The organism is Marinobacter sp. E2 (assembly GCF_055755345.1).
The window spans coordinates 1852943-1874442 of sequence record NZ_CM146911.1; the positions used below are offsets into that span (position 1 = coordinate 1852943).

The following is a 21500-nucleotide window of genomic DNA, read 5'->3' on the forward strand; positions in this document are numbered from 1 at the left end:
GGCCCAGTATACGGAGCCATGGTGCGCTGATGGATGACTTTTTCTGACAGCGCCGTTAGTAAGAAAGATCAACCGAGTCCTGATTCAGGAAGTTCTCGGCAGGCTGGGCCAGAAGTTCACGTAATGCCGCCGTCTGGAACTGCCGGCGTATGCTGATGGCGTAGAATTCCTCGAACACGCCGGGCAGGGCGCCGTAGTCCTCAAGGGCTCCGCTCCTGAGCTCGTCCCGAACAACCACGGGCGGCATGATGGCAAAGTGGCCGGTATCCCGGGTCAGGAGTCGCATCATGGCCATGTCATCGACCTCTGCCGCGATATTTGGCCGTAGCCGGTGATACTCGCACAGCTGGTCGAAGGCCTGGCGTATGTTGTTGTCCGGGCCTGGCACAATCAGGCTTCGCCCGCGTACAACGTCGGCGAATTCGCCTTCAACCTGAATGCCCGAAGGCCCGATGATACTGACCGGCTGTTTGGCGATCAGGCGGGATCGCCACGGATTCTGTTCGCTGCCCTGGACCGCCTGATTGGACAGGATCAGGTCCAGCCGGTGTGCGGACAGCCGACGGAGTAGCTCGTCAATATGGCTGCTCTGAAGACTGAGTTCGAGATCTTCACGGTCCAGCAGGGGTTGCAGGAAGCCTTCCTGGAAATTTCGTGACAGCGTGGCCACAGCGCCGATCCTGAGCACCTCGCGGTTTGGCCGCACGCCGGAATCGAACAGGGCGGACAGCTCTTCGCCCTGGCGGAAGATTTCCTCGGCGTAGGAAAACGCAAGACGTCCGGCTTCCGAGAGCTTCAGTCGTCGTCCTTCACGGATGAACAGGTCATGCCCGAGGCTTTCCTCGAGCTTTCGGATCTGGCCCGACAGCGCCGACTGGGAAATATGAAGCGCCTCGGCAGCTCGGGTCAGGTGCCCGGTTCGCGCGACACTCCAGAAGTAATAAAGATGATGGTAGTTCAGCTTCATGGGCTACCGTTCTAATAAATAGAATGAAGTGATAATTATAAACCATTTTTTATATATGAAGAACGCAGGCAAAGTGGCGATTCAGGAGGTTTACCATCATGAACCCGATCGCCGAACTGTCATCTCTGGTAACGCTCGCCCTCTGGCTGCTTTTTCCCGTGAGCCTGTTTGTTCTGGCAGCATTGACCGGTTGGCTTCAGAGCTGTCCACAGCTTGACCGCTGCTGGCGATTGGCCGGCTGGGTAATGCTGGCGTCCATGGTTTCGTCCCTGACGGTTGGGGCAATGCTCGTGCTCGAACCGTGGCTACTCGGTGCTGATGAGTTGGTCGGCCTGGCGGCACGGTTTGGTGTGTACCCGGACGGAGTTGCCGTCTGGATGGCCCTGATGGTGGCCTTCGTCGGCTGGGTCATCTTGCGCTACGCGGACAACTACCTCCGACGGGATCCGGGGCGGGAGCGGTTTCTGCCCTGGTTCCTGGTTACCGTGGGCTCGGTGTTGGTGCTGGTGCTTACCAATCATCTCCTTATCCTGGCGGGTGCCTGGATTGGCGTCAGTCTGGCGTTGCACCACCTGTTGACCCTGTATCCGGATCGTCCGGAAGCACGTGTGGCCGCCGTGCAGAAGTTTATTGTCAGTCGGGCGGGGGATGCCCTGGTGATCACCGGCGTGATTGCCCTCTACCTGCATTACGACACCTTCCTGCTGCCGGACATGGTTCAGAGTGAAGCAGCACGTGCCGGAGGTTCCTTGGCGTTAACGGTGGCGTCTGTGGCCCTGGCCCTGGCGGCAGCCCTCAAGTGTGCGCAGATTCCCTTTCACGGATGGCTGATCCGGGTGATGGAAGCGCCGACCCCGGTGTCGGCACTGCTCCATGCAGGCGTGATCAACCTGGGGGGCTTCCTGTGGTTGCGCCTGTTCCCGGTGTTCGACGGTTTCACCACCGGCCACATGATCCTGCTGGTGGTGGGCGGCTTCACTGCCGTGGTGGCGGTGCTGACGATGATGACCCAGTTTTCTGTCAAACACGCGCTGGCTTGGTCTACCTGCGCCCAGATGGGATTCATGCTGTTTGAGATCGGCATGGGTGCCTACACACTGGCGCTACTGCACCTGCTTGCGCATTCCCTCTACAAGGCCCACTCGTTCCTGGCGTCCGGGCGCACCGTGGTGGTGTCCTCGGCCCGGAAACTGCCCGAGCTGCCAGCCGGGCGTCGTATGTCGTTCGGTCTTGCAACCGGTGTGGTGGCGGCCGTCATCCTCTGGTGGGCGCCCTGGATTGTTGAGCACAACCTGGTGTTTGGTCTGCTGCTGGTGTTGGCGGTTGCCGCCTCGGCCATGGGCATACCGGCCGGCGCCACGAACGGCGTGAAACTCAGGGGTGCTGCCATGGCCGTGGCCCTGGTACCGCTTTATGCAATGCTGCACCTGTTGCTGGGACCGGCGGTGCCGGACCAGAACGGTTTCGCGATTCCCCTGGCGGGCTATGTGGCAGGTTCGGTCATGGTGCTTCTATTGGCACTGTGCGCTCTGTGTATTGCCTTTGGCGGGCAACTCCGGGTTACGCAGGTTCTCTCGGTCCATTTTCGCCACGGGCTCTATCTGGCACTGCCTTTTGACCGTTTCACCCGGTTGCTTGCCGCCGAGGCGCTCCGGGTTCCGCAGGTGTTCAAGCGGGTTCCGCATCATCCGTTCAGGCTTGAGGAAGAGTCATGAGAACCTTGAGCGGTGTTTCGGTCTCGATACCGGAGCAATCGCAGGGCGCTGAGTCCTGGCAATCACCGTTTCGTGAAGCCTGCGAGCTGGTTGCACCCGTGTGGCCGCTGGACCAGTGGATCGCTGTAAACCCCTTCTGGGGATTGCGACACCTGCCGGCGGAACAAGCCGACGATATTTTGCAGGAGCGGGGCGGCTTCAGCCTTCTCATGCCGGCGGCGTTCTATCGGGAGGCCTGGCAGCAAGGCAGAATTCAACCGGAGGACCTGGCCGCCAGTGTTGCCGAACGCGGTGAGCGTCGCGACCCCTCCTGGTACCTCGAATGGGTTGATACTGCCTCTGTCCGGACGCCTCACAAGCATGAGAAGACCCATGGACGCGCCACGATGAGCATCCTTGATACGTTCGAGGGTGACGGCACCACAGAACCGCTCGGGCAGATTGTTAATGATCAGGTGGCCCGTGTGTGCGGTGCCTTCTTCGATCGACGTCAGGCCCGGTGGTCGGCCGGGGAACACGGCTCTGAAGAGTCCGCCGGATTGTTCGGGTTCTGGCTCAACTCCGTGAGACAGGACCTTTCCCTGGATTTCACCACCGGGCTGGCCGGTGTGAGAACCTTTTTCAGGGCGGTGCCGGATGACCGGAATCAGGCAGTTAACCAGGCCACAGAAGCCCTAGGGCTGCCTGGCGACGAGCTTCGGGCCCTGTGCCACAGCCTATTACTCCGGTTGAATGGCTGGGCATCCTGGTGTCGGGGCCTGGATTGGCGGGGCGCCCTGGACGGGCAAGCCTCCGACCAGCTCGGTGAGCTGCTGGCGGTGCTGCTGGTGTGGGAAGCCGCCGCTCTTCGCTTTTCATCGGTCGCCCAGAAAAACCAGTTGGAACGGTCCCGAAGTCGCCACGGCATGCACCAGCAAGACAGGCGCCCCCTGTGGGTGTGGCAGCGGGCATTTGAGTGTGGGTATCAGAGAACGCTGTTCAGTGCGTTGAAGAACCGAACCAACAACAGCCAGGCACCAGAGCCTCCGCCGGCCATTCCCGATGCGCAGGCCGTGTTCTGTATTGATGTGCGTTCGGAAGTGATACGCCGCCACCTTGAGGCGGTGATGCCCCGGGTACAGACCCTCGGGTTTGCCGGCTTTTTCGGAATGCCGGTTGCGCACCAGCGTCATGGGCCTTTTGAGCCGGTTCGCCGGCTGCCAGGGTTGTTACAGGCTCCTTATCGTCTGATCGATACCCGGGGTAACCTGCGCGCGGATCTTGCGGAGAACCGGGCCAGGGATCAGCGGGAGATTACCCGGGAAACCGTGCGCAAGGCCAAATACAGCAGTCTCTCGACTTTCATCCTGGTGGAGACGACCGGGCTGGCCTGGGTGTGGAAGCTGATCAAGGATACGCTCAAGCGGGGCCGTTCCAGAACGAGGCCGGAGGACCAGGAAACGCTGCTGGTCCATGAACTCGGCGGAGATCCACTGATGGATCCGGAAAAAACCGCGCTGGTCGCCAATATGCTACGGGGTATGTCCCTGACGGATGGCTTTGCGCCCTTGCTGGTTTTCGTGGGTCACGGAAGTCACACCGACAACAACCCCCACCAGGCCGGGCTGGAATGCGGCGCCTGTGGTGGCCAGAGTGGCGGCGTCAGCGCCCGTCTGGCGGCGAAGCTGTTCAATGACCCGATGGTCCGGGCTGGCCTGTCGGAGCAGGGCATACGCATTCCCGACCACACCTGGGCTGTGGCTGCCGAGCATTGCACCGTGACCGACCGGGTGACCTTTGCTGATCGAGACCGGGTGCCTCATACCCACCTTCAAAAACTGGCGGACCTTGAGGCCGGCTTCGGGCAGGCCGGTGTGCGGGCTCGCAATGAGCGCGCGGAATCCCTCAGGCTGGGCGAAGGCCAGGAAAACGGGGAATCGGACAGACTGACCGAAGCCATGGAAACGCGAACGCGGGACTGGTCGGAGGTACGACCGGAGTGGGGCCTGGCAGGCAATGCTGCCATTATCTTTGCCAGGCGCAGTCGCACCCGTGGTTGCGACCTGGCGGGGCGGGTGTTCCTGCACGACTACGATCCCGTTTCGGACGAAGACGGCCAGCGCCTCGAAAGCCTTCTGGCGGCCCCCCTTCTGGTTGCCAACTGGATCAACCTGCAATATTTCGGCTCGGTGACGGTACCGGACGTCTACGGTGCCGGGAACAAGCTTTTGCACTCCGTTGTTGGTGGCAATGTGGGCGTGGTGGAAGGCAATGGTTCGGACCTCAGAACAGGGCTGCCACTGCAATCCGTCCATGACGGCACCCGCTGGCGTCATGAGCCTCTGCGCCTGACCGTGATTATCGAGGCCCCCGCCGATCGCATTGAAGCGGCCATAGGTCGGCAGCCGGACGTTGCAGCGCTGGTCGACAACGCCTGGTTGTTCATCCACCGGATGGGGGATCATGGCATCGAACGTTATTACAATGGCGCATGGCATCGGGTCGCCTGACCGTACGTCATACCTTCGGAATCTCTTAGATAGCCACGCCCGGTTACAAACGCTGACATCCCGGCATGCGCCGCGTGCGTATATAAAGTAGGGAAAAATCAGCGCGTTTTGGCACCCGTGGTCGCCAGAATCGTTAGTCAGCGGAAGCAGGGTGTGTCTTGTGTAAATTGCAGATGAAGAAAAAAAGGGCGTCGTTGTACGCGATCGCCGCACTGATTGTTGGCATTGCACTCAGCCTGGGACTGGGGCGTTTGCTGTACAAGGAAGAAACCCGGGCCATCGAACTGGAGTTCAAGGCCGAGATTGACCAACTGTCTGCCAGCCTTGAGCGTGAAGCCCTGCTGAATCTTGAAATTCTCTTTGCCCTCAGATCGGCCGTGGCCGTGATGCCGGAGATGACGGCCGAAAGGTTCAATCGCCTGACCTATGAGATCCTGGAGCGTTCGCCAGCGATTCAGGCGTTCGCCTGGGCGCCTTCCGTCGAGCACAGCGAACTTGATGAATTCATCCGCCGACAGAAAGAGGCGTTTGCCGATTTCGCGATGACAGAGGCAAGCCCTGACGGCCTGGTTGGCCTGACGGACAGGGCCTGGTATGTGCCGGTGCAGTACATAGAGCCACTGGGGCAGAATCGCGCCGCGCTCGGGTTTGACCTGGCCAGTGAGGCCTCCCGTCGGGAGGCGCTGCTGGAAGCACGGGAATCTGGCGAAATGGTCGCAACGGCCGGAATCCGGCTTGTTCAGGAACCGGAGAACCAGAGAGGGTTCCTGGTGTTTGCACCGCTTTATACCCTTTCTACAAGCCCGGGTGCCGGGATCGATACCCGCCAGCATTATGGGTTTATCAACGGCGTTTTCCGGGTGGGGGAGTTAGTGGCGCAGGCCGTGGGGCCGGAGCTCACCGAAGACCTGCTGTTTGAAGTGCTGGACATCACCGGCAGTCAGAAACTGTTGCTGTACCGCTCCCGTAATCCGGAGCACCTGTCCTGGCAGCCCGACCTCCGTTATACCGCAGAGACCATCTCGATTGCGGGTCGCCAGTGGTCGGTGGAAGCTGTCCCCTCCCGGTCTTATATCGAGGCCCGCCGCGGCATCCTGCCACTGTTTGTGAGCGCCTCGGGCACTGTGCTGGTTGTGGTACTGGTGGGTTACTTCCTGTCCGGCGCAAGAAAAAACGCCCAGCTGAGTCTTGCCACGGCCGAGCTGGAACGAATCTCGCTCACCGATGCCCTGACAGGTCTGGCTAACCGCCGGCAGTTTGATGCGGTGCTTCGCAGAGAGTATCGGCGGGCGCTGCGGGAAAAGACAACCCTGTCGCTGGTCATGGTCGATATCGACTTCTTCAAGGAGTACAACGACGAGTACGGCCATCCAGCCGGCGATTCGTGCCTTCGTGACGTCGGAGGGATTTTGCAGGAGGTGGTCAAACGTCCCGCTGACCTGGTTGCACGTTATGGTGGAGAGGAGTTCGCGATCATCCTGCCCGACACCCCCCAGCCGGAGACGATCGCCGAGGCCTGTCGTCAAGCGGTTGAGGCGCGTGGGATTCCTCACCGGCTCTCATCGGTTGCTGAATCCGTCACCATCAGCGTGGGTGTCGCGATGCTGGCGCCGAGCGAGCTCTCCGAAAGCGAGCTGTCCTCAGAACAACAGTCGTTGAAGCGAGAGGCTTCAGGAGAGCAGGGGGATCAGGAGGGCACCGGGCCCGTGTTACTGGTTGACGAGGCTGATAACGCTCTCTACCAGGCCAAGGAGTCCGGGCGTAACCGGGTTTGTGGGCCGCTTCTCCGGGCTGAAGCAGGGCGTCAGTAGCGAAGCAGCGCAGAACCCCAGGTGAAACCGCCGCCAAAGGCTTCCAGCAACACCACTTCATTGCGTTTGATGCGACCATCCCGAACCGCAGCGTCCAGTGCCAGGGGGATGGACGCCGCAGAGGTATTGCCGTGCTCGTTCACGGTGACCACCACCTGGTCCATGGACATGTTCAGCTTGCGTGCCGTCGCTGAGATAATCCGGAGGTTGGCCTGGTGCGGCACCAGCCAGTCAATGTCGGATTTCTTCATCTGGTTGGCGGCGAGGGTTTCGTCGACGATCTTGCCAAGGGTATTGACCGCAACCTTGAACACCTCATTGCCTTTCATTTCGACAAATGCCCGTCCGGCCTTGACCTGTTCGTAGCCATCGGCAATGCCACAGGGAACGTGCAGCAGCTCTTCGTACTGGCCATCGGCGTGAATATGGGTTGAGAGGATGCCGGTTTCCTCGTCTGCCTCCAGAATTACCGCGCCGGCACCATCGCCGAACAGGACACAGGTGCCCCGGTCTTCCCAGTTAATAATGCGGGAAAAGACCTCGGCGCCAATCACCAGCGCCTTTTTGCTGCTTCCGGTTTTGATGAACTTCTCGGCGGTGGCCAGGGCGTAGACAAAACCACTGCATACCGCCTGGATATCGAACGCCGGACAGCCGTGAATCCCCAGGCGGGCCTGGAGGATGCAGGCAGAGCTCGGGAAGATCTTGTCCGGCGTGGAGGTGGCAAACACGATCAGGTCGATGTCGTTGGGGTTGATGCCTGCCGCCTCAATGGCGTTTCTGGAGGCCTGCTCGGCCAGATCAACGGTGGTCTGGCCCTCAACGGCAATGTGCCTGCGCTCAATACCGGTACGCTCGCGAATCCACTGATCGCTGGTGTCGACCATCTTCTCAAGGTCTTTGTTGGTCACAACATTGTCTGGCAGATAGGAGCCGGTGCCGGTAATTCGTGCAAAGGTCATTCGCGAGTGTCCCGAGACGTAACTGGATGAACGTAAGACCATGCTATACCCATGAAACGTCGTGCGTAATTAGCGATTTGTCAAAGAAGCCCAGAAAGTGGCAGGCTCGACTATGCTGAAAGTGATCGGAATGATCACGATTGCGCACACACTCCGGACAATAGAGGAGACTTGGAAAATGGGCATTTCCAGCCACGAGCTTCACCTAGAATTTCCCCAGTACAAAGGCCTCATCGAAGAACTCAAAAGCAACGACCTCAGGTTCAACGAGAAGCTCCGGGAATACACAGACCTGGATCATGAAATTGAGGGGCTGGAGAAGCGGGATGCGCCCATTGGCGACGACAAGCTGCACCGCTTGAAACAGAAACGCGCCCAACTCAAGGACGACCTGTATCAGACTCTGATTTCAAACGGCAAGTCTTCATGAACGGGTAACAGACCCGTCATCAAAATTTCACTGAAATGCGCTGGAAGCCCCTGTTCATAGGGGTTTCCAAGTATTCAGAACACTCCTGGCCAGGTTTAAAATAGGACACTAATTAAACAGGGTCCCGTTTTTGAGACCGAACGTCTTACACTGTCCAGGAGTAGTCACATGAAACGAGCAGCGTCTCTTTACAAAGGTTGGCGGATGAAGCGTAACTTCGTCCATCTGGTATCGACTATGGATCCGCGTCTGTTGAATGACGTGGGTTTTTCGCCCGAGATCGTCGAGCGGAAACTCAGTACCCCGTTCTGGAAATTCTGATTCGGGAAAGGTTACACCAGCCAGCCGAAGAAGAAATCGAACAGGGCACTGAAAAACCCGCCTCCGGTGCTTGCCCGTCGGGCCTCAACCGGGGTTTCCTGTTCTGAAGGTTCTGCCACAGCCACTTTTTCCTCAGGCTTGGCCGGGTCTGGTTGTGATTGCTCTACATTTTGAGCGGGCTCGATAGCCGCTTGAGGCTGTGCTTCGGGCTCAACCGTGGTCGTCTCGGTGGAGGCCACGGTTGCCGGTTTTACCTCTTCTGTTTTTTCTGCAACTGGTTCCTGGATTTTTTCTTCAGGTTTTATCGAGGTTTCGTCTGCAGGTGTTTGTTTTGTAGGAACTTCGGCTGGAGAAATTTCAGCCAGCTCCACCGATCCGGTGCTTTTGCTGACCTTTTCGTTAACCGCCTCGGCTGTGGTCGGTTCAGTCTTCGGAGAGGAAGGCGGAGCTGGTTCCACTTCGGCAACAGCCGCTTTCTCCAAAACCGGCTCTTCAACGACCGTCTTTTCAACCATCTTTTCAACAACGGGCTTTTCGACAACCGGCTTCTGGGCGACCGCTTTTTCTACAACCGTCTTTCGCACTTCAGGACGAGCGACCGGCATTGTCGCGGGCGATGGTAACTCGAGCACCTTGAGAGACTGGGCCCGGCTGCTCAGGGCATTGCCCGAGACGCTTTGCACCAAGCTGGCTTTGACGCCAAGAGCGGAGAGCGTGGGGTTGTCGAGCTTGCCGCTGACCGCCAGCGCGTTGGCCTTCTGGTAGGCGCGCACGGCGCTGCGCAGGTCATTATCGAACCAGCCGTCGGCACGCCCGATGTCATACCCCGCACCATAGAGTGCGTTTTCTGCAGAGAAGATAACCTGCTCGGTCTGACCGGCCTGCGCAAAACCGAGTGGGGCGTGGCTCAAGAGCAGGGCAGTGGCCAGAATTGCCGCACTCCGGCGACCTGGGTGGGCTTTTACGATCTTGCGGGCGTGGGTCATGGTGGGTCCCTCCAACGTGTCCAAGGCTGTCCTGGATGGTTACATTCTGTAACCGACAGCCCAACGTATCAGTATTTCAGGAACCCGCCCATGACGTGGTTAACATCTGCAACGATTGCCGTTGGCGCTACTCCTTCACGCGGAACCGCTTCACCAGAGTGTTCAGATCATCAGCCATCTCTGCCAGGGACCGGCTGGACTGGTTGACCTGGCCAATGTCTCCGGCCAGCTCTTCTATGGCATTGCTGCTGACCTCGACGTTCTGGGTCATCTCAGCGGCGGTGGCCCGCTGCTGTTCGGTGGCGCTGGCAATCTGGGTGGTCATTTCAACAATGTTGTTAACCGCAGAGAGTATATCGGCCAGGGCCTTGCCGGATTTTCCGGCTTCCTCGCTGGCTTCCGAGGCCATCTGCTTGGCGCGGCTCATATCAACGACGGCGCCCGCAGCTCCGCTTTGCAGTTGGGACACGATCCGTTCGATGTCGACCGTCGACTCCTGGACACGTCTGGCCAGCCCGCGCACCTCATCCGCCACCACGGCAAACCCTCGCCCGGCTTCTCCCGCCCGGGCCGCTTCGATGGCAGCGTTCAGGGCCAGCAGGTTGGTCTGCTCTGCAATGCCCTGAATAACGGCCAGCACCTTGCCAATTTCGGCAGACTCGTTCTCCAGTTGCTGAATACGCCTGGAACCTTCTTCCACCTGTTGCGCCAGGTTGGTGACGGAGCGAATGGCCGTGCTGACGGTTTCCTGTCCGGTGTCCGCGAGCGAGGCCGCCCGGCGCGCAGATTCGTCGGTGTCACTGGTGTTCGATGCGATTTCCTCGGAGGTGGACACCATCTCCTGCATGGCCGCTGACACCTGCGTGATCTGGTCCCGTTGCTGCTCGGAGTTGGCGGTGGTGCGCTCGGTAATACCGGAAAGCGATTCGGATTCGGAGGTCAAACGGCGCGATGCGCTGACGATTCGGGAGATCGTCTGTTCCAGAGTTTCCAGGAAGGCATTGACGGCGCCAATGAAATCACCGATCTCATCGGGGCGGCCAGGTGTGAGGCGGGTGGAGAGATCGCCATTGTTCTGGGCAATGTCATCCAGGTAGCCAAGGATTTCGGTTTTCGCGCGCTTAACGCTGGCTCCCATCATCCGGCTCATCAGAACGGCCACCACCAGGCCAAGCACCAGGGAAATACCAAAGGCAATCAGTGTGAACCTCAGGGCCAGGTCTGTTTCCTCGCCTGCGGCGTCGGCTTCAACTTCAAGGGCCGCGAAGATGCTGCTTTCCAGCTCCCGGGCCATACTGGCGATTTCAGGTCCCAGTACATCGAGTTTGTCCCGCTTCACGGTTACCACGATGTTTTGCTGCTCAAGCATCCTCTGGACCGCGGCCCGGTAGTTGGCCAGTTCTTCCACCACGGTATCCAGATAGACCTGGACAAACTCGGGCCCGTTCTCGGTATCCAGCAGCTCCAGGGCGTCTGTCAGGTCCTCGATCGCCCATCCCAGCGCATCCTGTGCGTCCTTTTCACCGCTGGCCAGGTATCGCTGCGCGGTCAAACGCATCACCAGTGCGTCGTTCAGGAGTTGTTCGAGGCCAGCACGAAGGTCGCTTTCCGGCTCGCGGTTGGCAACCCCGTTTAGGGCCATGCGCAGGGCCTGGGTGGCATTGGGGCCATGCTGGTTGAGTTCGTCGCGAACAATCGCCAACACCTGTCGCTTGGCCGGAACCAGTTCGTTTCGGAAGGCATCGATGTATTCACGGGTTGTCTCTTCGATGCGATCAACAAGTTCCGCAGCCGCAGGATCGGCGATCTGGTCCTGGGCCCGAGTCATCACGCCATTAAATTCCTGCTCCAGCTCGTCAAAGTGGGTAAGGGCCTCTTCATGGCCAGACGAGTAATAGTCAAATACCCGCAGTCGCATCCGGTAGACGCTGATAACCGATTCCGTGCCGATGGCAGTATCCGGCGCCAGATCCCGGGCGACGGTATTCATTCGCCGGTCCAGTTCCTGGAACTCATAGACACTGAAGAACGTGACTGCGGCAAACAGCAGCAGGATGAAAACGGGTGCAATCAGGAGCTTTCCGGGAACACCCAGTTTGCGCTCAATCGATGCGAAGGCAGAGGAGGCCAAAGTGTGATCCTTTCTAAAGTTGTTTTCACGGGTATCGGCAGCGCCGACAAAACCTGAAGCGTTACGTTCGAGTTTCCATTACGGCGCATTGGCTGTTTTGAGTATTGCACTGCTTCCAGAGAAAGTGATCCTCTCGCAGCTGTTCAGGAGGGCGCCATGTCGGCCCTCGGATTGCGCGGATAGTAACGGTCTGGCAGGCGCTCGATGTGGGGAAAGAAGCGGGTGTCCTTGTAGGGCATCTTCATATAACCGGATACGCCCAGCCCGGTGATCTGCTCGACAGCGGACAGGATCTCATCCAGCAGGTGGCTGAACTCTGCTTCCCGTTCCGGGTCCAGCAGGCGGTAGTGGCTGTGGATCTTCAGGTGCCGGGGCAGGGCCTCGAAGATGATCATGCCGGTGTGATGGATGTCGTTCAGCGCCTCAAGGGCCTCGATGATCGTGTCCGGCAGTACCAGGAATTCCTCCGGGTCCGGCCCGTCCTCGAAGTAGGAGTGCACGCGGGATTCGTCCTCCACCTCGGGGGCGGCGCTGACTTCGTAATGGAGCTTGAGGTCCGGCTCAATGCGGAACGGTTGGCTCGGATCGTCGCGATCCACGTGCAGGGTGTTGCGGGCGTTGAACAGGCAGCTCTTGAAGATGCCCTTGCGGTAAATGGCCTGGGCCAGATACACCATGTTGTTCACCGCCTGAACAAAGGCGGATTTCAGGGCCGGGTCGTGCAGGTTCAGGGAGGTGTCGATGTAAATGCCATCGGTTTCCCAGCGTACCGCGAGCCCGCCTTCCACGGGGTAGCGGCCGAGGCGACTGACCGCCGCCAGAAAGGCCTTTTCAGTTTCGCCCATGCCCTGCATGAAGTTCTTGTAGTAGCGATCCAGCTGAACGTCGTTCACATCGCTCAGGGTTTCCGGGGCGCCTTCCTCCCGCAGGAAAGATTTGCGCGAGCTGTAGACCACGGTGTCGATCTCCTGGTCAGACTCGCGGACCCACACCGGCACCTGGGGCGGCACTGGCGGTTCTTTCAGATCGATCATGACCGTGCGAGCCATGCGCGGCATTTCCCGAAGGTAGTAGTCTCCGGCTTTGCGACGGGTTTCCGGATCCGGCGAGAGCATGCCATCGAGCATGCGCGCAAACTCCATGGGCAGCCCGAGAGAGGTAGCTGGAATAGCCCGGTGGCCAAAGCGGCATGACTGGGCCGAGGCCAGGGCATAGAGAGTCCCGGCGGCACCCTGTTCGTCGAATCGTGGCGACGACAGACCGCCGTTGAGCTGCTCCTCGCCGATGAAATACACATCCCCAAGCCGGGCGTTGGTCTGTTGCAGGTTGTCGGACATCAACTCCATTACATTCGCGGTGATGAACTGCTGGTTGGCGTCGAGCTGGGCGAACACCGACGAGCCCCAGTCGATCAGGGCAACGTTCTCGGTGCGGGCATCGAACACAAGGTTGGAGGGCTTGATATCGCCATGGACGATCGGCCGCCCGGCGGGACCGTTCTCTCGGCGGAGGCAGCGAAGGATATCGGCGATCTGGTCGGCAATACGAATGATCAACCGTGGTTTGAGACGTCCTTCCTGCAGGGATACTTCTTCCAGATTCAGACCTGCGGCCCGCTCCATCACGAGGATGGGCTGGTTGTTGGCACGCTGGTAGGAGATCAGCCGCGGAACCCGGGGGTGTCGGACCTGCTCAAGAATGTAGGCCTCGTCTTCCAGGCGGTCCTGGAGGTGTTGGGGCAGGTTGATCCGGGTGAACTTGAACACGTGCTCCGGGCCCTGGGAGCTCGGTGTGGGCAGGCGACCCGCGAATACGAATCCGTAGGCACCCTTGCCAATCAGTTCGATATCGCGGTAGCCGAGCTGGCGGAGCTGGGCGGCGCAGAGCGCCACCCAGTCCTTGAGCTTTTTGGCATCGTCATGGCTGAGCAGGTAGATCGACTGCTCTTCGGGTATGTAGAACTGCTGAAGAGGTTTCTGCTGCACCATGACCAACCGTTAGCCCATATGCAGCAGCATCGTCTGCGGCGCTTCCAGGTAGCCCTTCCAGCGGTTGCAGAAACGGGCAATGGTGCCACCGTCGATGATGCGGTGGTCCCCGGCCCAGCTGACGGTCATGATCGCCCGTTCCACCACCTGGCCCTTGGCATCGAACCGCGGCAACTTCTGGGTACGGCCCAGGGCCACAATCGCCACCTCCGGTGCGTTGATGATGGGGGCCGCGTAGGTGCCGCCCAGCGCGCCGATGTTGGAGATGGTAATGGTACCGCCTTTCAGATCTTCCTGGCTGACCCGACCGGAGCGGGCCGCCTCGGTGAGCCGGGAGACTTCGTCGGCGATACCCAGCAACGTTCGCTGCTCCACGTTCTTCACGTTGGGCACCACCAGCCCCGCCTTGCCGTCCACGGCCATGCCGATGTTGCAATGGGGCAGGTAGTGGATCTCGGTTACGTCGTCGTTAATGCGGCTGTTGAGCACCGGAAATTCCTGGATGGCCAGCGCCATGGCCTTCATCACGAAGGGCATCAGGGTGAGCCTTGAACCCCGGGATTCGGCCTCGGGTTTGAGCTTTTCCCGCAGGGCAAGCAGGTCGGTTACGTCGATATCCTCACTGTAAATAAAGTGCGGAATGGTGCTGGCCGATTGGGTCATGCTGCGTACCATGGCCGCCTGCATGCCCTTGATGGGCTCGACGCGCACCTCTGCTTCGGCTTGCGGGCGAAGTGACCCTGTAGCCGCCGGTTGCGCCTTGTCGGCAGTGGCTTTCCCTGGCTCTTTCGCCTCGGGTTGCTCCAGGTGGGCCAGAACATCCGCCTTAAGTACCCGGCCGTCTTTACCGGACCCGGCAATGTCCGCCAGGTTCAGCTCATGCTCACGCACCAGGCGACGCACCGCCGGGCTGGCCGGTATCCGCTGGCGATGGGTGCCATTGACCGCCTTTGCCGGTGGCGTTGCGGTATCCGCTTGCGGCTGCTGTTGCGGTTTTTGGGACGCGGGCGTTCCAACGGAATCTTCGCGCTCGCGAGGTATGAAGGCAAACAGCGGGGAGTGCACCCGGGCCATGGCCTGCTGCTCGTGGTAGAGCTTGGTAATACGGCCTGCCTTTGGTGCGGTGATCTCCACCATGGCCTTGTCGGTCATCACGTCGACCACGGGCTGGTCTTCCTCAATCTCGTCGCCCTCGGCCACGCGCCATTCCACCACCTCACACTCGACAATACCCTCGCCGATATCCGGCAGGATAAAGTCTTCGGTTGCATCGTCGCCGGTATCGGCCAAGGTTGCCGGTTTGGTCGCCGGTTCGGCCTTCTCGACGTCTTTTGGTTGCTCTGTGCTCGTTGTTTCCGTGGATTCAGAAGGCTCGCCTTCCTCCACCAGCTCGAACAACGGCGCGTGCACTTTCGCGATGTCGCCTTCCTTGTGGTAGAGGCGGGTAACACGGCCCTTGTAGGGGGCAGGGATTTCCACCAGGGCCTTGTCGGTCATCACCTCGGCTACCGGCTGGTCTTCCTCGATAACGTCGCCCTCGCTGACCAGCCATTTCACCAGTTCACATTCCACGATACCTTCGCCGATATCGGGCAGTATAAGATCACTCATTGCAGCTCTCCTGTCCTGATATCAGCCTAGAATTCCACGCTCGCCCTGATGGCCTCGTAGACCTTCAGGTGGTTGGGCAGGTGCTCTTTTTCCAGCACCAGCGGGAAGGGGGTGTCCATCCCGGTAACCCGTGCGATGGGGGATTCCAGATACAGGAAACAGCGCTCCTGAATGGTAGCGGCAATCTCGCCGGCGAATCCGCCGGTCAATGGCGCTTCGTGAGTGACCACCAGGCGCCCGGTCTTGAACACCGAGTTGGCCACGGTTTCCACGTCCCAGGGCAGAATGGTCCGCAGGTCGATCACCTCGCAGGAGATGCCTTCTTTCTCGGCCCGCTCCACGGCCTGATCGATTACCTCCATCTGTGCGCCCCAGCCCAGTACGGTCACATCCGTGCCTTCCTTGGTGATCTCCGCTTCGCTCAGGGGCAGGCGGTAGTCCTCATCGGGCACTTCGCCCACGGAGGCGCGGTAGAGGCGCTTGGGCTCGAAAAATAGCACCGGGTTGGGGTCGTGGATAGCTGCCAGCAGCAGGCCCTTGGCCTGGTGCGGATTGCGTGGCACCACGATTTTCAGGCCCGGGGTGTGGGCAAAGTAGGCTTCCGGTGACTGGGAATGGTACAGGCCGCCGGCAATGCCGCCTCCATAAGGAGCCCGGATGGTCAGGCCGCCCACGTTGAACAGGTTGCCAGAGCGATACCGGTACTTGGCCGATTCGTTCACGATCTGGTCAAAGGCCGGGAAAATGTAGTCCGCGAACTGAATCTCGGCCACCGGAACCGAGCCCTGGGCCGCCAGGCCGTTGGCAAAGCCGATAATCCCCTGTTCGACTAGGGGCGTATTGAAGCAGCGGGCCTTTCCATACTTCTGCTGGAGGTTGCTGGTGGCCCGGAAAACCCCACCAAATACGCCGACGTCCTCACCAAAACACAGCACCCGCTCGTCGGCGGCCATGGCCGTATCCAGGGCATTGTTAATCGCCTGGAGCATGTTCATCTTGCTCATATCATGCTCCTCCCTTGGCGTGTTCGGCACTCTTGGGGTATTCGTCCGGATAACGGCGAATGTGGGCCTTGAGTTTGTCGAATTGCTCAGCGAGCGAGGCTGGCACCTCGTCGTAGACATCGGTCACCAGCGATTCGAGTGGGGGAGGCGGTCGCTTCTGGGCCCGCTTCATGGTTTCCAGCACCTCACGGCGCATGGATTCCTGGAGCTGCTTTTCTTCGTCCTCGCTCCACCATTTCTTGCTTTCCAGCCACAGGCGCATGCGCAGGATCGGGTCTTTTTCCCGCCACACGGCCTCTTCGTCCTTGCTGCGGTAGCCGGACGGGTCGTCTGACGAGGAGTGGGCGGCCAGTCGGTAACTCATGGCCTCGATCAGGACCGGGCGATTGTGCTCAACGGCCATGGCGCGAGCGGCCCGGGTGGCCTCGTACATGGCCAGTACATCATTGCCGTCTACCCGGATTACGTCCATTTTGTAGCCGTAGGCCCGGGGTGCCACGCCGTCGGCGGCAAACTGCTCGGCCGCAGGGGTGGAAATGGCGTAGCCGTTGTTACGGCAAAGGAAGATCACCGGTACCCGGTGTACCGCCGCCATGTTCAGGGCCGCGTGAAAATCGCCTTCGGAGGCCGCGCCTTCGCCAAAGTAGGTGATGGTGCAGTGGCCATCACCGGCCATTTTCTGGCCATAGGCATAGCCGGTGGCCTGGGGAATCTGGGTGGCCAGCGGCGAGGAAATGGTCATGTAGTTGAGCTTCTTCGAACCATAGTGCACGGGCATCTGCCGGCCCTTGCCATAATCCTGCTCGTTGCCGAACAGCTGGTTCATGAACTCGTCGATGGTGAAGCCGCGATAGGCGAGGGCGCCCTGTTCACGGTACTGGGCCATGATCATGTCGCCATCATCCAGTGCCGCGGCGCTGCCGATCACGGCGGCTTCCTCACCGGTGCACTGCATGTAGAAACTCAAACGACCCTGGCGCTGGGCGGCCAGCATGCGTTCATCAAGAATCCGGGTGGTGACCATGGCCCGGTAGATTCGCAGGGCCTTGTCTTTATCCAGGTCCGGCGCCTTGGCGCTCTTGTAGAGCTTGCCGTCCTGCTTGAGAAGTTTGAACGTGGGAATACGGAATTCCGCACCGTCGGTAAATACCGGGGAGTACGCAACTTTTGACTTTGTTGTTGTCATAATCCTCTTCCTGGGGTAATGGCCTGAGGAACAAAACACGCCTTGTGGGCATGTCGTTAATGTCATTGTAGACAGTCCTGAAGAATCTGGTGTGATGCTTCGGAACAGGGTTACCTTAACGTAAACTGCGCTTTTAGGGTAGGCCGATGCGAACATTCGTTATGGCGACGCCGGGGCGTTTCGCTAGTTGAGCATGGATTTTGATACAGAATGGCCCGGTGACCGTAAGCGTCTACAGGTTCTGTTGATTTCCGCCAGATGTCGGAAGCGTGATAAATTCAGCAACCGCAACGGGATTGGAACACATTGGAACGGGTGAGACTTTCTGTATGAACGTAACGATCATTGGCGCAGGGATTATGGGCACCACTTTTGCCGTACTGGCAAAGGAACTGGTGCCCGAGCTTGAGGTGACCATCCTTGAACGGCTTGATGGGCCGGGAGCGGGTAACTCGTGGGTATTCAACAACGCCGGCACGGGCCATGAGGCCAACTGCGAACTGAACTACACCCCGGTGGATGAAGAAGTCATCTCTGTAGAGAAGGCCCTCAAGATCCACGCCCAGTTCAACGTGGCTAAACAGTTCTGGGCCTATCTGGTGGAGAAGGGCGCGATCAAGGAGCCGAAAACCTTCATCAACCGTACCAAGCACTGCACCATCGTGTCTGAGCCCTCAATCCCGGAGCTCAAGCTGCGTTACAAGGAGATGTCGGCTCACCACTTTTTCGAGCAGATGCGCTTCTCCGAGGATTTCGACGAGATCAAGAGCTGGATCCCGTTCACCATGGAAGAGCGTCCGCGCTCCGACAAAATGGCCGCCACGGTAATTGAGACGGGTACCGACGTGAACTTTGGCGCATTGACGGAACAGATGGCCGAGTACGCGGTTAACAAGCTGGGTGTGAAAATTGAATATGGCACCCACGTTAAACGGGTGCACAGGAGCCCGTCCGGAACCTGGCTGATCGAGACCCATCATCGAGGTGACATGTTGCCCAAGCAGTATCGGGCAGACGTTCTGTTCGTGGGTGCCGGTGGCGGTGCGTTCCCCATCCTCAAGAAAAGCCATCTGCCGTTTGCGCGGCGTTTCACCGGCTTCCCGGTGGGCGGCCGTTTCCTGCAGGCGCCGATCACCGCCGAGCAGGCAGAGCAGTACCGGGCGAAAACCTACGGCAAAGCCAAGGTAGGGGCTCCGCCCATGTCTGTGCCCCATCTGGACCTGCGGGTGGCCGATGGCCAGTATTACCTGCTGTTTGGGCCGTTCGCTTCCTTCAAGCCGGTTCTGGAACGTGGAAGAGGTTTTCTGGACTACCTGAAGTCCATGCGCCTGCACGACATCCCGAGCCTGTTGAACGTTGCCATTGAGCACTTCCCGCTCGTTAAATACCTGGTGTCGGAGACCTTCAAGGGCGAGAAGAGCATGTTCGAGGAGCTGGAAAGCTTCGCTCCCGGCATGAGCAAGAAGTTCGACTGGAAGCCAGTCGAGGCCGGCCAGCGGGTGCAGATTATCCGCGACGGCGACCTGCAGATGGGCACCGAGATTCTCGTCAACAGCGACAAGACCTACGGTACTTTGCTGGGGGCGTCGCCCGGGGCCTCGGTGTCTCCTGAGGTGATGCTGCGTTGCCTGGAACAGTTGATGCCGGATCTGTTCAGCAAGCCGGAAGCGCAGGCAAAGAAAAAGGAAATGTTCCCTGAGGACAACCTGCAGACCCTCAGCCACGACGCCGACCGCTACCGCGAAATCCGCGATCTGGTGAATGCAAGGCTTGGAATTACGCCGGAATAGAGTGCAGCGCTGCCGATGACTCAGCCGCGCCGGACTGAGCTATCGGCAGGGCAAACTCACGCAATAGTGCGGGAGAGAGCGATATATCTCCACAAATAACCGGTTTCGCATTCAGTAACGTATTCCTACCGTGGAACGCTGAACATGCTACCTTCTAAAGGAAGCCAAGCCATTGGGCCAGAGGGCAGTAAAAATGATGCGAACCGAATTCCTCCAGAATCTGATCAGTCAGCTTTCACCGAAGCTGGATCCGGTGTCTTACGTGTACTGCACCGTACCGAAAGCTGCGTACGGGGAGCTGGAACACCTCAAGCCCATTGTAAGCATCGCCGAACTGGAGGGGCTCACCCTGGTGATTCCGCTGGAACAGGCGGAGGCCGAAGGCCTTGGATTATTACCGTGTATTCCGTCGTATCACGCTTGAAGGCCACTCCAGCCTTGAGGCCCTCGGGCTTACATCGGTAGTCACCAGCCTGCTGGCAGAGCGAGGCATCACGACGAATGTGATCGCTGGTTTCTACCACGACCATATGTTCGTGCCGAGCGACCGCACAGATGAAGCCTTGCGGGCACTCAAGGAACTGGCTGAGAATCCTACGGGTTAGGCGTCAAACCAAAAATCGTGATTCTGGCCGCTTCCAGGCCTTCTGTAAGGGCATCGATATTTCCGGTGCTGACATAGTCCGCCAGTAACGGGGTTGCCAGCTCATCGAAAGCAGGGGGTGTATCCCGGTCAAAGTACTGGGCGAGCCCCGCAGCCCGGCTGATGAGTTCGGCACCGTCTCTGATGAACCTGTCTTCGCCAACAGTGGCTTCCCTGTTTGGCGGAAGATACCCCAGATCCTTGTTCAGCGTTGTTTGAACATCGGCACGCGCCATGAACCGGAGAAAGGCTTTTGCTTCGGCCACTTTCGTTGTGCTCTTGGGAATCATGAATACATCGGTTGGGGCATTTTCATAGTAGGGGATGCCTCGATTAATGGTGGGAAATGGCATAAAACCGATGTCCTCGAACAGCGGATCCCTGACTGGCCATCTGCTGGCAACAAAGTTGCCCAGCAGCATAAAGCCCATTTTATGTCGGTAGAAAAACGGGAGCACGCCGTCCCAGTCGTAGTTTTCATGGTCCTCATTGTAAAAGTGGCTATCAATAAGTCGTTTCCACTCCAATAAAACGTTCTGTACACGTGCATCGTGAAAAGAGACATTTCCATTGAGCAGCTCCAGATGAAAATCCAGGCCGTTCATACGAAGATTGATGTAATCAAACCAGGCGGCGGCAGGCCAGTTCTGGCGTGTTCCGATACCGATCGGAGTAATGCCTGCCTTCTTCATTCTGGTTAAAACCGAAATAAAGGATTCCCAATCCTCAGGCACGCCTCCGAACTGTTCGACCATGGATTTCCTGAAGAAAAGCCCCCAGTGATAGTAGGCAAATGGAATCGCGTAGACTTCGTCGTTGAGCGTAACGCCCGTTTTAACGTGTGAGAATAGCTCGTCGTAATTTTGCTCATCCCAAAGCTCGGTGATGGGCAGAATCAGACCTTTTTCCGCATAAAGATACAGCCGTTGCGACGCACTCCAGAACATGACGTCCGGTGTATCTTTTCCTTCGATTAGCCAGACGGGTACCTTACGTTTGTAACCCAGATCTGTTTCCACAACAGACACAACCTTGATTCCAGTCTCGACCTGGAATTGCTGGAAGATCCTTTCGAATGTGTCACGCTGGTTTGGCTGGAGTTGGAGACTGACACGAATCTCTTCAGCAGAGAGCACGCTCGAGGCGCAGAAAAACAAAACGACGAGTAGTGCATCCCTGACATTCATGTGTTGTGCCCATTGGTGGACGTACTCGGGTGCAGCTGGGGCTTCCAGCCATAATTAGAGAATAGGAGGTAGCGTCAGGATCAGCCAATTTAATGTGGCCTTTTGCAAAGACGTTCCCATCCATAACTGCGCATAATGTATATTATGTTAAATATGTTATGGCGCCCCTGATGGACATAAGGTCAAGTCCGCTCGCCGATAACTAGTGTCTCTCCTGATACGGCATAAGCTCCGCACTCTCGAAGTGAAGGCCTCCTGTAAAAGCGCCTTCACCTCCTT

17 protein-coding genes are annotated in these 21500 nt (G+C 58.9%); 8 read left to right on the plus strand and 9 right to left on the minus strand.

Going from position 1 to position 21500, the window contains the following annotated elements; translation table 11 throughout:
- Positions 1-55: 55 nt before the first annotated feature.
- Entirely contained in the window at positions 56-967 is a 912-nt protein-coding gene (locus AC0J1C_RS08485; RefSeq protein WP_473046437.1) for a LysR family transcriptional regulator, read from the minus strand.
- 98 nt (positions 968-1065) lie between these two features.
- Between AC0J1C_RS08485 and AC0J1C_RS08490 the strand changes: the two genes are divergently transcribed.
- The 3 genes from AC0J1C_RS08490 (at position 1066) to AC0J1C_RS08500 (ending at position 6982) form a co-directional block, all read left to right on the plus strand.
- Positions 1066-2682, plus strand: a complete 1617-nt coding sequence (locus AC0J1C_RS08490) for an NADH-quinone oxidoreductase subunit L (RefSeq protein ID WP_473046438.1) — start codon at positions 1066-1068, stop codon at positions 2680-2682.
- Positions 2679-5171 carry a YbcC family protein gene (locus AC0J1C_RS08495; RefSeq protein WP_473046439.1) on the plus strand — a complete coding sequence of 831 codons (2493 nt, stop codon included), beginning with the start codon at positions 2679-2681 and terminating at the stop codon, positions 5169-5171. Before AC0J1C_RS08490 ends, AC0J1C_RS08495 begins: the two co-directional genes overlap by 4 nt.
- Before the next feature lie 173 nt (positions 5172-5344).
- Entirely contained in the window at positions 5345-6982 is a 1638-nt protein-coding gene (locus tag AC0J1C_RS08500) for a CHASE domain-containing protein (RefSeq protein WP_473046440.1), read from the plus strand.
- On the opposite strand, the gene AC0J1C_RS08505 is transcribed toward AC0J1C_RS08500, so the two are convergent.
- The gene (locus tag AC0J1C_RS08505) at positions 6976-7944 is read right to left on the minus strand and encodes a beta-ketoacyl-ACP synthase III (RefSeq protein WP_473046441.1); all 969 of its coding nucleotides are present in this window, start codon (positions 7942-7944) and stop codon (positions 6976-6978) included. The two genes, AC0J1C_RS08500 and AC0J1C_RS08505, sit on opposite strands and share 7 nt — an antisense overlap.
- A gap of 178 nt (positions 7945-8122) precedes the next feature.
- On the opposite strand from AC0J1C_RS08505, the gene AC0J1C_RS08510 reads away from it, so the two are divergent.
- A complete protein-coding gene (locus AC0J1C_RS08510; RefSeq protein ID WP_473046442.1) occupies positions 8123-8374 on the plus strand; it encodes a YdcH family protein in 252 nt (83 codons plus the stop codon).
- 168 nt (positions 8375-8542) lie between these two features.
- Positions 8543-8695, plus strand: a complete 153-nt coding sequence (locus AC0J1C_RS08515; RefSeq protein ID WP_375191255.1) for a YjiS-like domain-containing protein — start codon at positions 8543-8545, stop codon at positions 8693-8695.
- An 11-nt stretch (positions 8696-8706) separates the two neighbouring features.
- On the opposite strand, the gene AC0J1C_RS08520 is transcribed toward AC0J1C_RS08515, so the two are convergent.
- From AC0J1C_RS08520 to AC0J1C_RS08545, 6 genes are all read right to left on the minus strand, one after another.
- On the minus strand, positions 8707-9681 hold the full coding sequence (locus tag AC0J1C_RS08520) for a peptidoglycan-binding domain-containing protein (RefSeq protein WP_473046443.1): 975 nt from the start codon (positions 9679-9681) through the stop codon (positions 8707-8709).
- A 127-nt stretch (positions 9682-9808) separates the two neighbouring features.
- Positions 9809-11812: a methyl-accepting chemotaxis protein gene (locus tag AC0J1C_RS08525; protein WP_473046444.1), complete on the minus strand. Its 2004-nt coding sequence runs from the start codon at positions 11810-11812 to the stop codon at positions 9809-9811.
- A gap of 143 nt (positions 11813-11955) precedes the next feature.
- The gene (locus AC0J1C_RS08530) at positions 11956-13800 is read right to left on the minus strand and encodes a protein kinase domain-containing protein (RefSeq protein ID WP_375191252.1); all 1845 of its coding nucleotides are present in this window, start codon (positions 13798-13800) and stop codon (positions 11956-11958) included.
- A gap of 9 nt (positions 13801-13809) precedes the next feature.
- A complete protein-coding gene (locus tag AC0J1C_RS08535; RefSeq protein ID WP_473046445.1) occupies positions 13810-15411 on the minus strand; it encodes a dihydrolipoyllysine-residue acetyltransferase in 1602 nt (533 codons plus the stop codon).
- Between the two features lie 26 nt (positions 15412-15437).
- Positions 15438-16415, minus strand: coding sequence for an alpha-ketoacid dehydrogenase subunit beta (locus tag AC0J1C_RS08540; RefSeq protein ID WP_091985180.1), 978 nt, complete (start codon positions 16413-16415; stop codon positions 15438-15440).
- A gap of 1 nt (position 16416) precedes the next feature.
- Positions 16417-17601, minus strand: a complete 1185-nt coding sequence (locus tag AC0J1C_RS08545) for a thiamine pyrophosphate-dependent dehydrogenase E1 component subunit alpha (protein ID WP_473046446.1) — start codon at positions 17599-17601, stop codon at positions 16417-16419.
- A 329-nt stretch (positions 17602-17930) separates the two neighbouring features.
- Here AC0J1C_RS08545 and AC0J1C_RS08550 point away from each other — a divergent pair, with 329 nt between their 5' ends.
- From AC0J1C_RS08550 to AC0J1C_RS08560, 3 genes are all read left to right on the plus strand, one after another.
- A complete protein-coding gene (locus AC0J1C_RS08550; RefSeq protein ID WP_473046447.1) occupies positions 17931-19391 on the plus strand; it encodes a malate:quinone oxidoreductase in 1461 nt (486 codons plus the stop codon).
- Positions 19392-19584: 193 nt separating this feature from the next.
- Positions 19585-19815 (plus strand): ACT domain-containing protein, encoded by a 231-nt coding sequence (locus AC0J1C_RS08555; RefSeq protein WP_473046448.1) that lies wholly within the window; start codon positions 19585-19587, stop codon positions 19813-19815.
- Positions 19778-19996 carry an ACT domain-containing protein gene (locus tag AC0J1C_RS08560; RefSeq protein ID WP_473046449.1) on the plus strand — a complete coding sequence of 73 codons (219 nt, stop codon included), beginning with the start codon at positions 19778-19780 and terminating at the stop codon, positions 19994-19996. Before AC0J1C_RS08555 ends, AC0J1C_RS08560 begins: the two co-directional genes overlap by 38 nt.
- On the opposite strand, the gene AC0J1C_RS08565 is transcribed toward AC0J1C_RS08560, so the two are convergent.
- The gene (locus tag AC0J1C_RS08565) at positions 19986-21221 is read right to left on the minus strand and encodes an ABC transporter substrate-binding protein (RefSeq protein WP_473046451.1); all 1236 of its coding nucleotides are present in this window, start codon (positions 21219-21221) and stop codon (positions 19986-19988) included. The two genes, AC0J1C_RS08560 and AC0J1C_RS08565, sit on opposite strands and share 11 nt — an antisense overlap.
- Positions 21222-21500 lie beyond the last annotated feature (279 nt).

Excerpts from the sequence above, each read along its gene's own strand:
- AC0J1C_RS08540 (WP_091985180.1), bottom strand. The coding sequence starts at position 16,415 with ATGAGCAAGATGAACATGCTCCAGGCGATTAACAATGCCCTGGATACG.
- AC0J1C_RS08550 (WP_473046447.1), top strand. The coding sequence starts at position 17,931 with ATGAACGTAACGATCATTGGCGCAGGGATTATGGGCACCACTTTTGCC.
- AC0J1C_RS08520 (WP_473046443.1), bottom strand. The coding sequence starts at position 9,681 with ATGACCCACGCCCGCAAGATCGTAAAAGCCCACCCAGGTCGCCGGAGT.
- AC0J1C_RS08505 (WP_473046441.1), bottom strand. The coding sequence starts at position 7,944 with ATGACCTTTGCACGAATTACCGGCACCGGCTCCTATCTGCCAGACAAT.
- AC0J1C_RS08565 (WP_473046451.1), bottom strand. The coding sequence starts at position 21,221 with ATGAATGTCAGGGATGCACTACTCGTCGTTTTGTTTTTCTGCGCCTCG.
- AC0J1C_RS08535 (WP_473046445.1), bottom strand. The coding sequence starts at position 15,411 with ATGAGTGATCTTATACTGCCCGATATCGGCGAAGGTATCGTGGAATGT.
- AC0J1C_RS08490 (WP_473046438.1), top strand. The coding sequence starts at position 1,066 with ATGAACCCGATCGCCGAACTGTCATCTCTGGTAACGCTCGCCCTCTGG.
- AC0J1C_RS08555 (WP_473046448.1), top strand. The coding sequence starts at position 19,585 with ATGATGCGAACCGAATTCCTCCAGAATCTGATCAGTCAGCTTTCACCG.
- AC0J1C_RS08515 (WP_375191255.1), top strand. The coding sequence starts at position 8,543 with ATGAAACGAGCAGCGTCTCTTTACAAAGGTTGGCGGATGAAGCGTAAC.
- AC0J1C_RS08495 (WP_473046439.1), top strand. The coding sequence starts at position 2,679 with ATGAGAACCTTGAGCGGTGTTTCGGTCTCGATACCGGAGCAATCGCAG.
- AC0J1C_RS08530 (WP_375191252.1), bottom strand. The coding sequence starts at position 13,800 with ATGGTGCAGCAGAAACCTCTTCAGCAGTTCTACATACCCGAAGAGCAG.
- AC0J1C_RS08545 (WP_473046446.1), bottom strand. The coding sequence starts at position 17,601 with ATGACAACAACAAAGTCAAAAGTTGCGTACTCCCCGGTATTTACCGAC.
- AC0J1C_RS08485 (WP_473046437.1), bottom strand. The coding sequence starts at position 967 with ATGAAGCTGAACTACCATCATCTTTATTACTTCTGGAGTGTCGCGCGA.
- AC0J1C_RS08500 (WP_473046440.1), top strand. The coding sequence starts at position 5,345 with ATGAAGAAAAAAAGGGCGTCGTTGTACGCGATCGCCGCACTGATTGTT.
- AC0J1C_RS08510 (WP_473046442.1), top strand. The coding sequence starts at position 8,123 with ATGGGCATTTCCAGCCACGAGCTTCACCTAGAATTTCCCCAGTACAAA.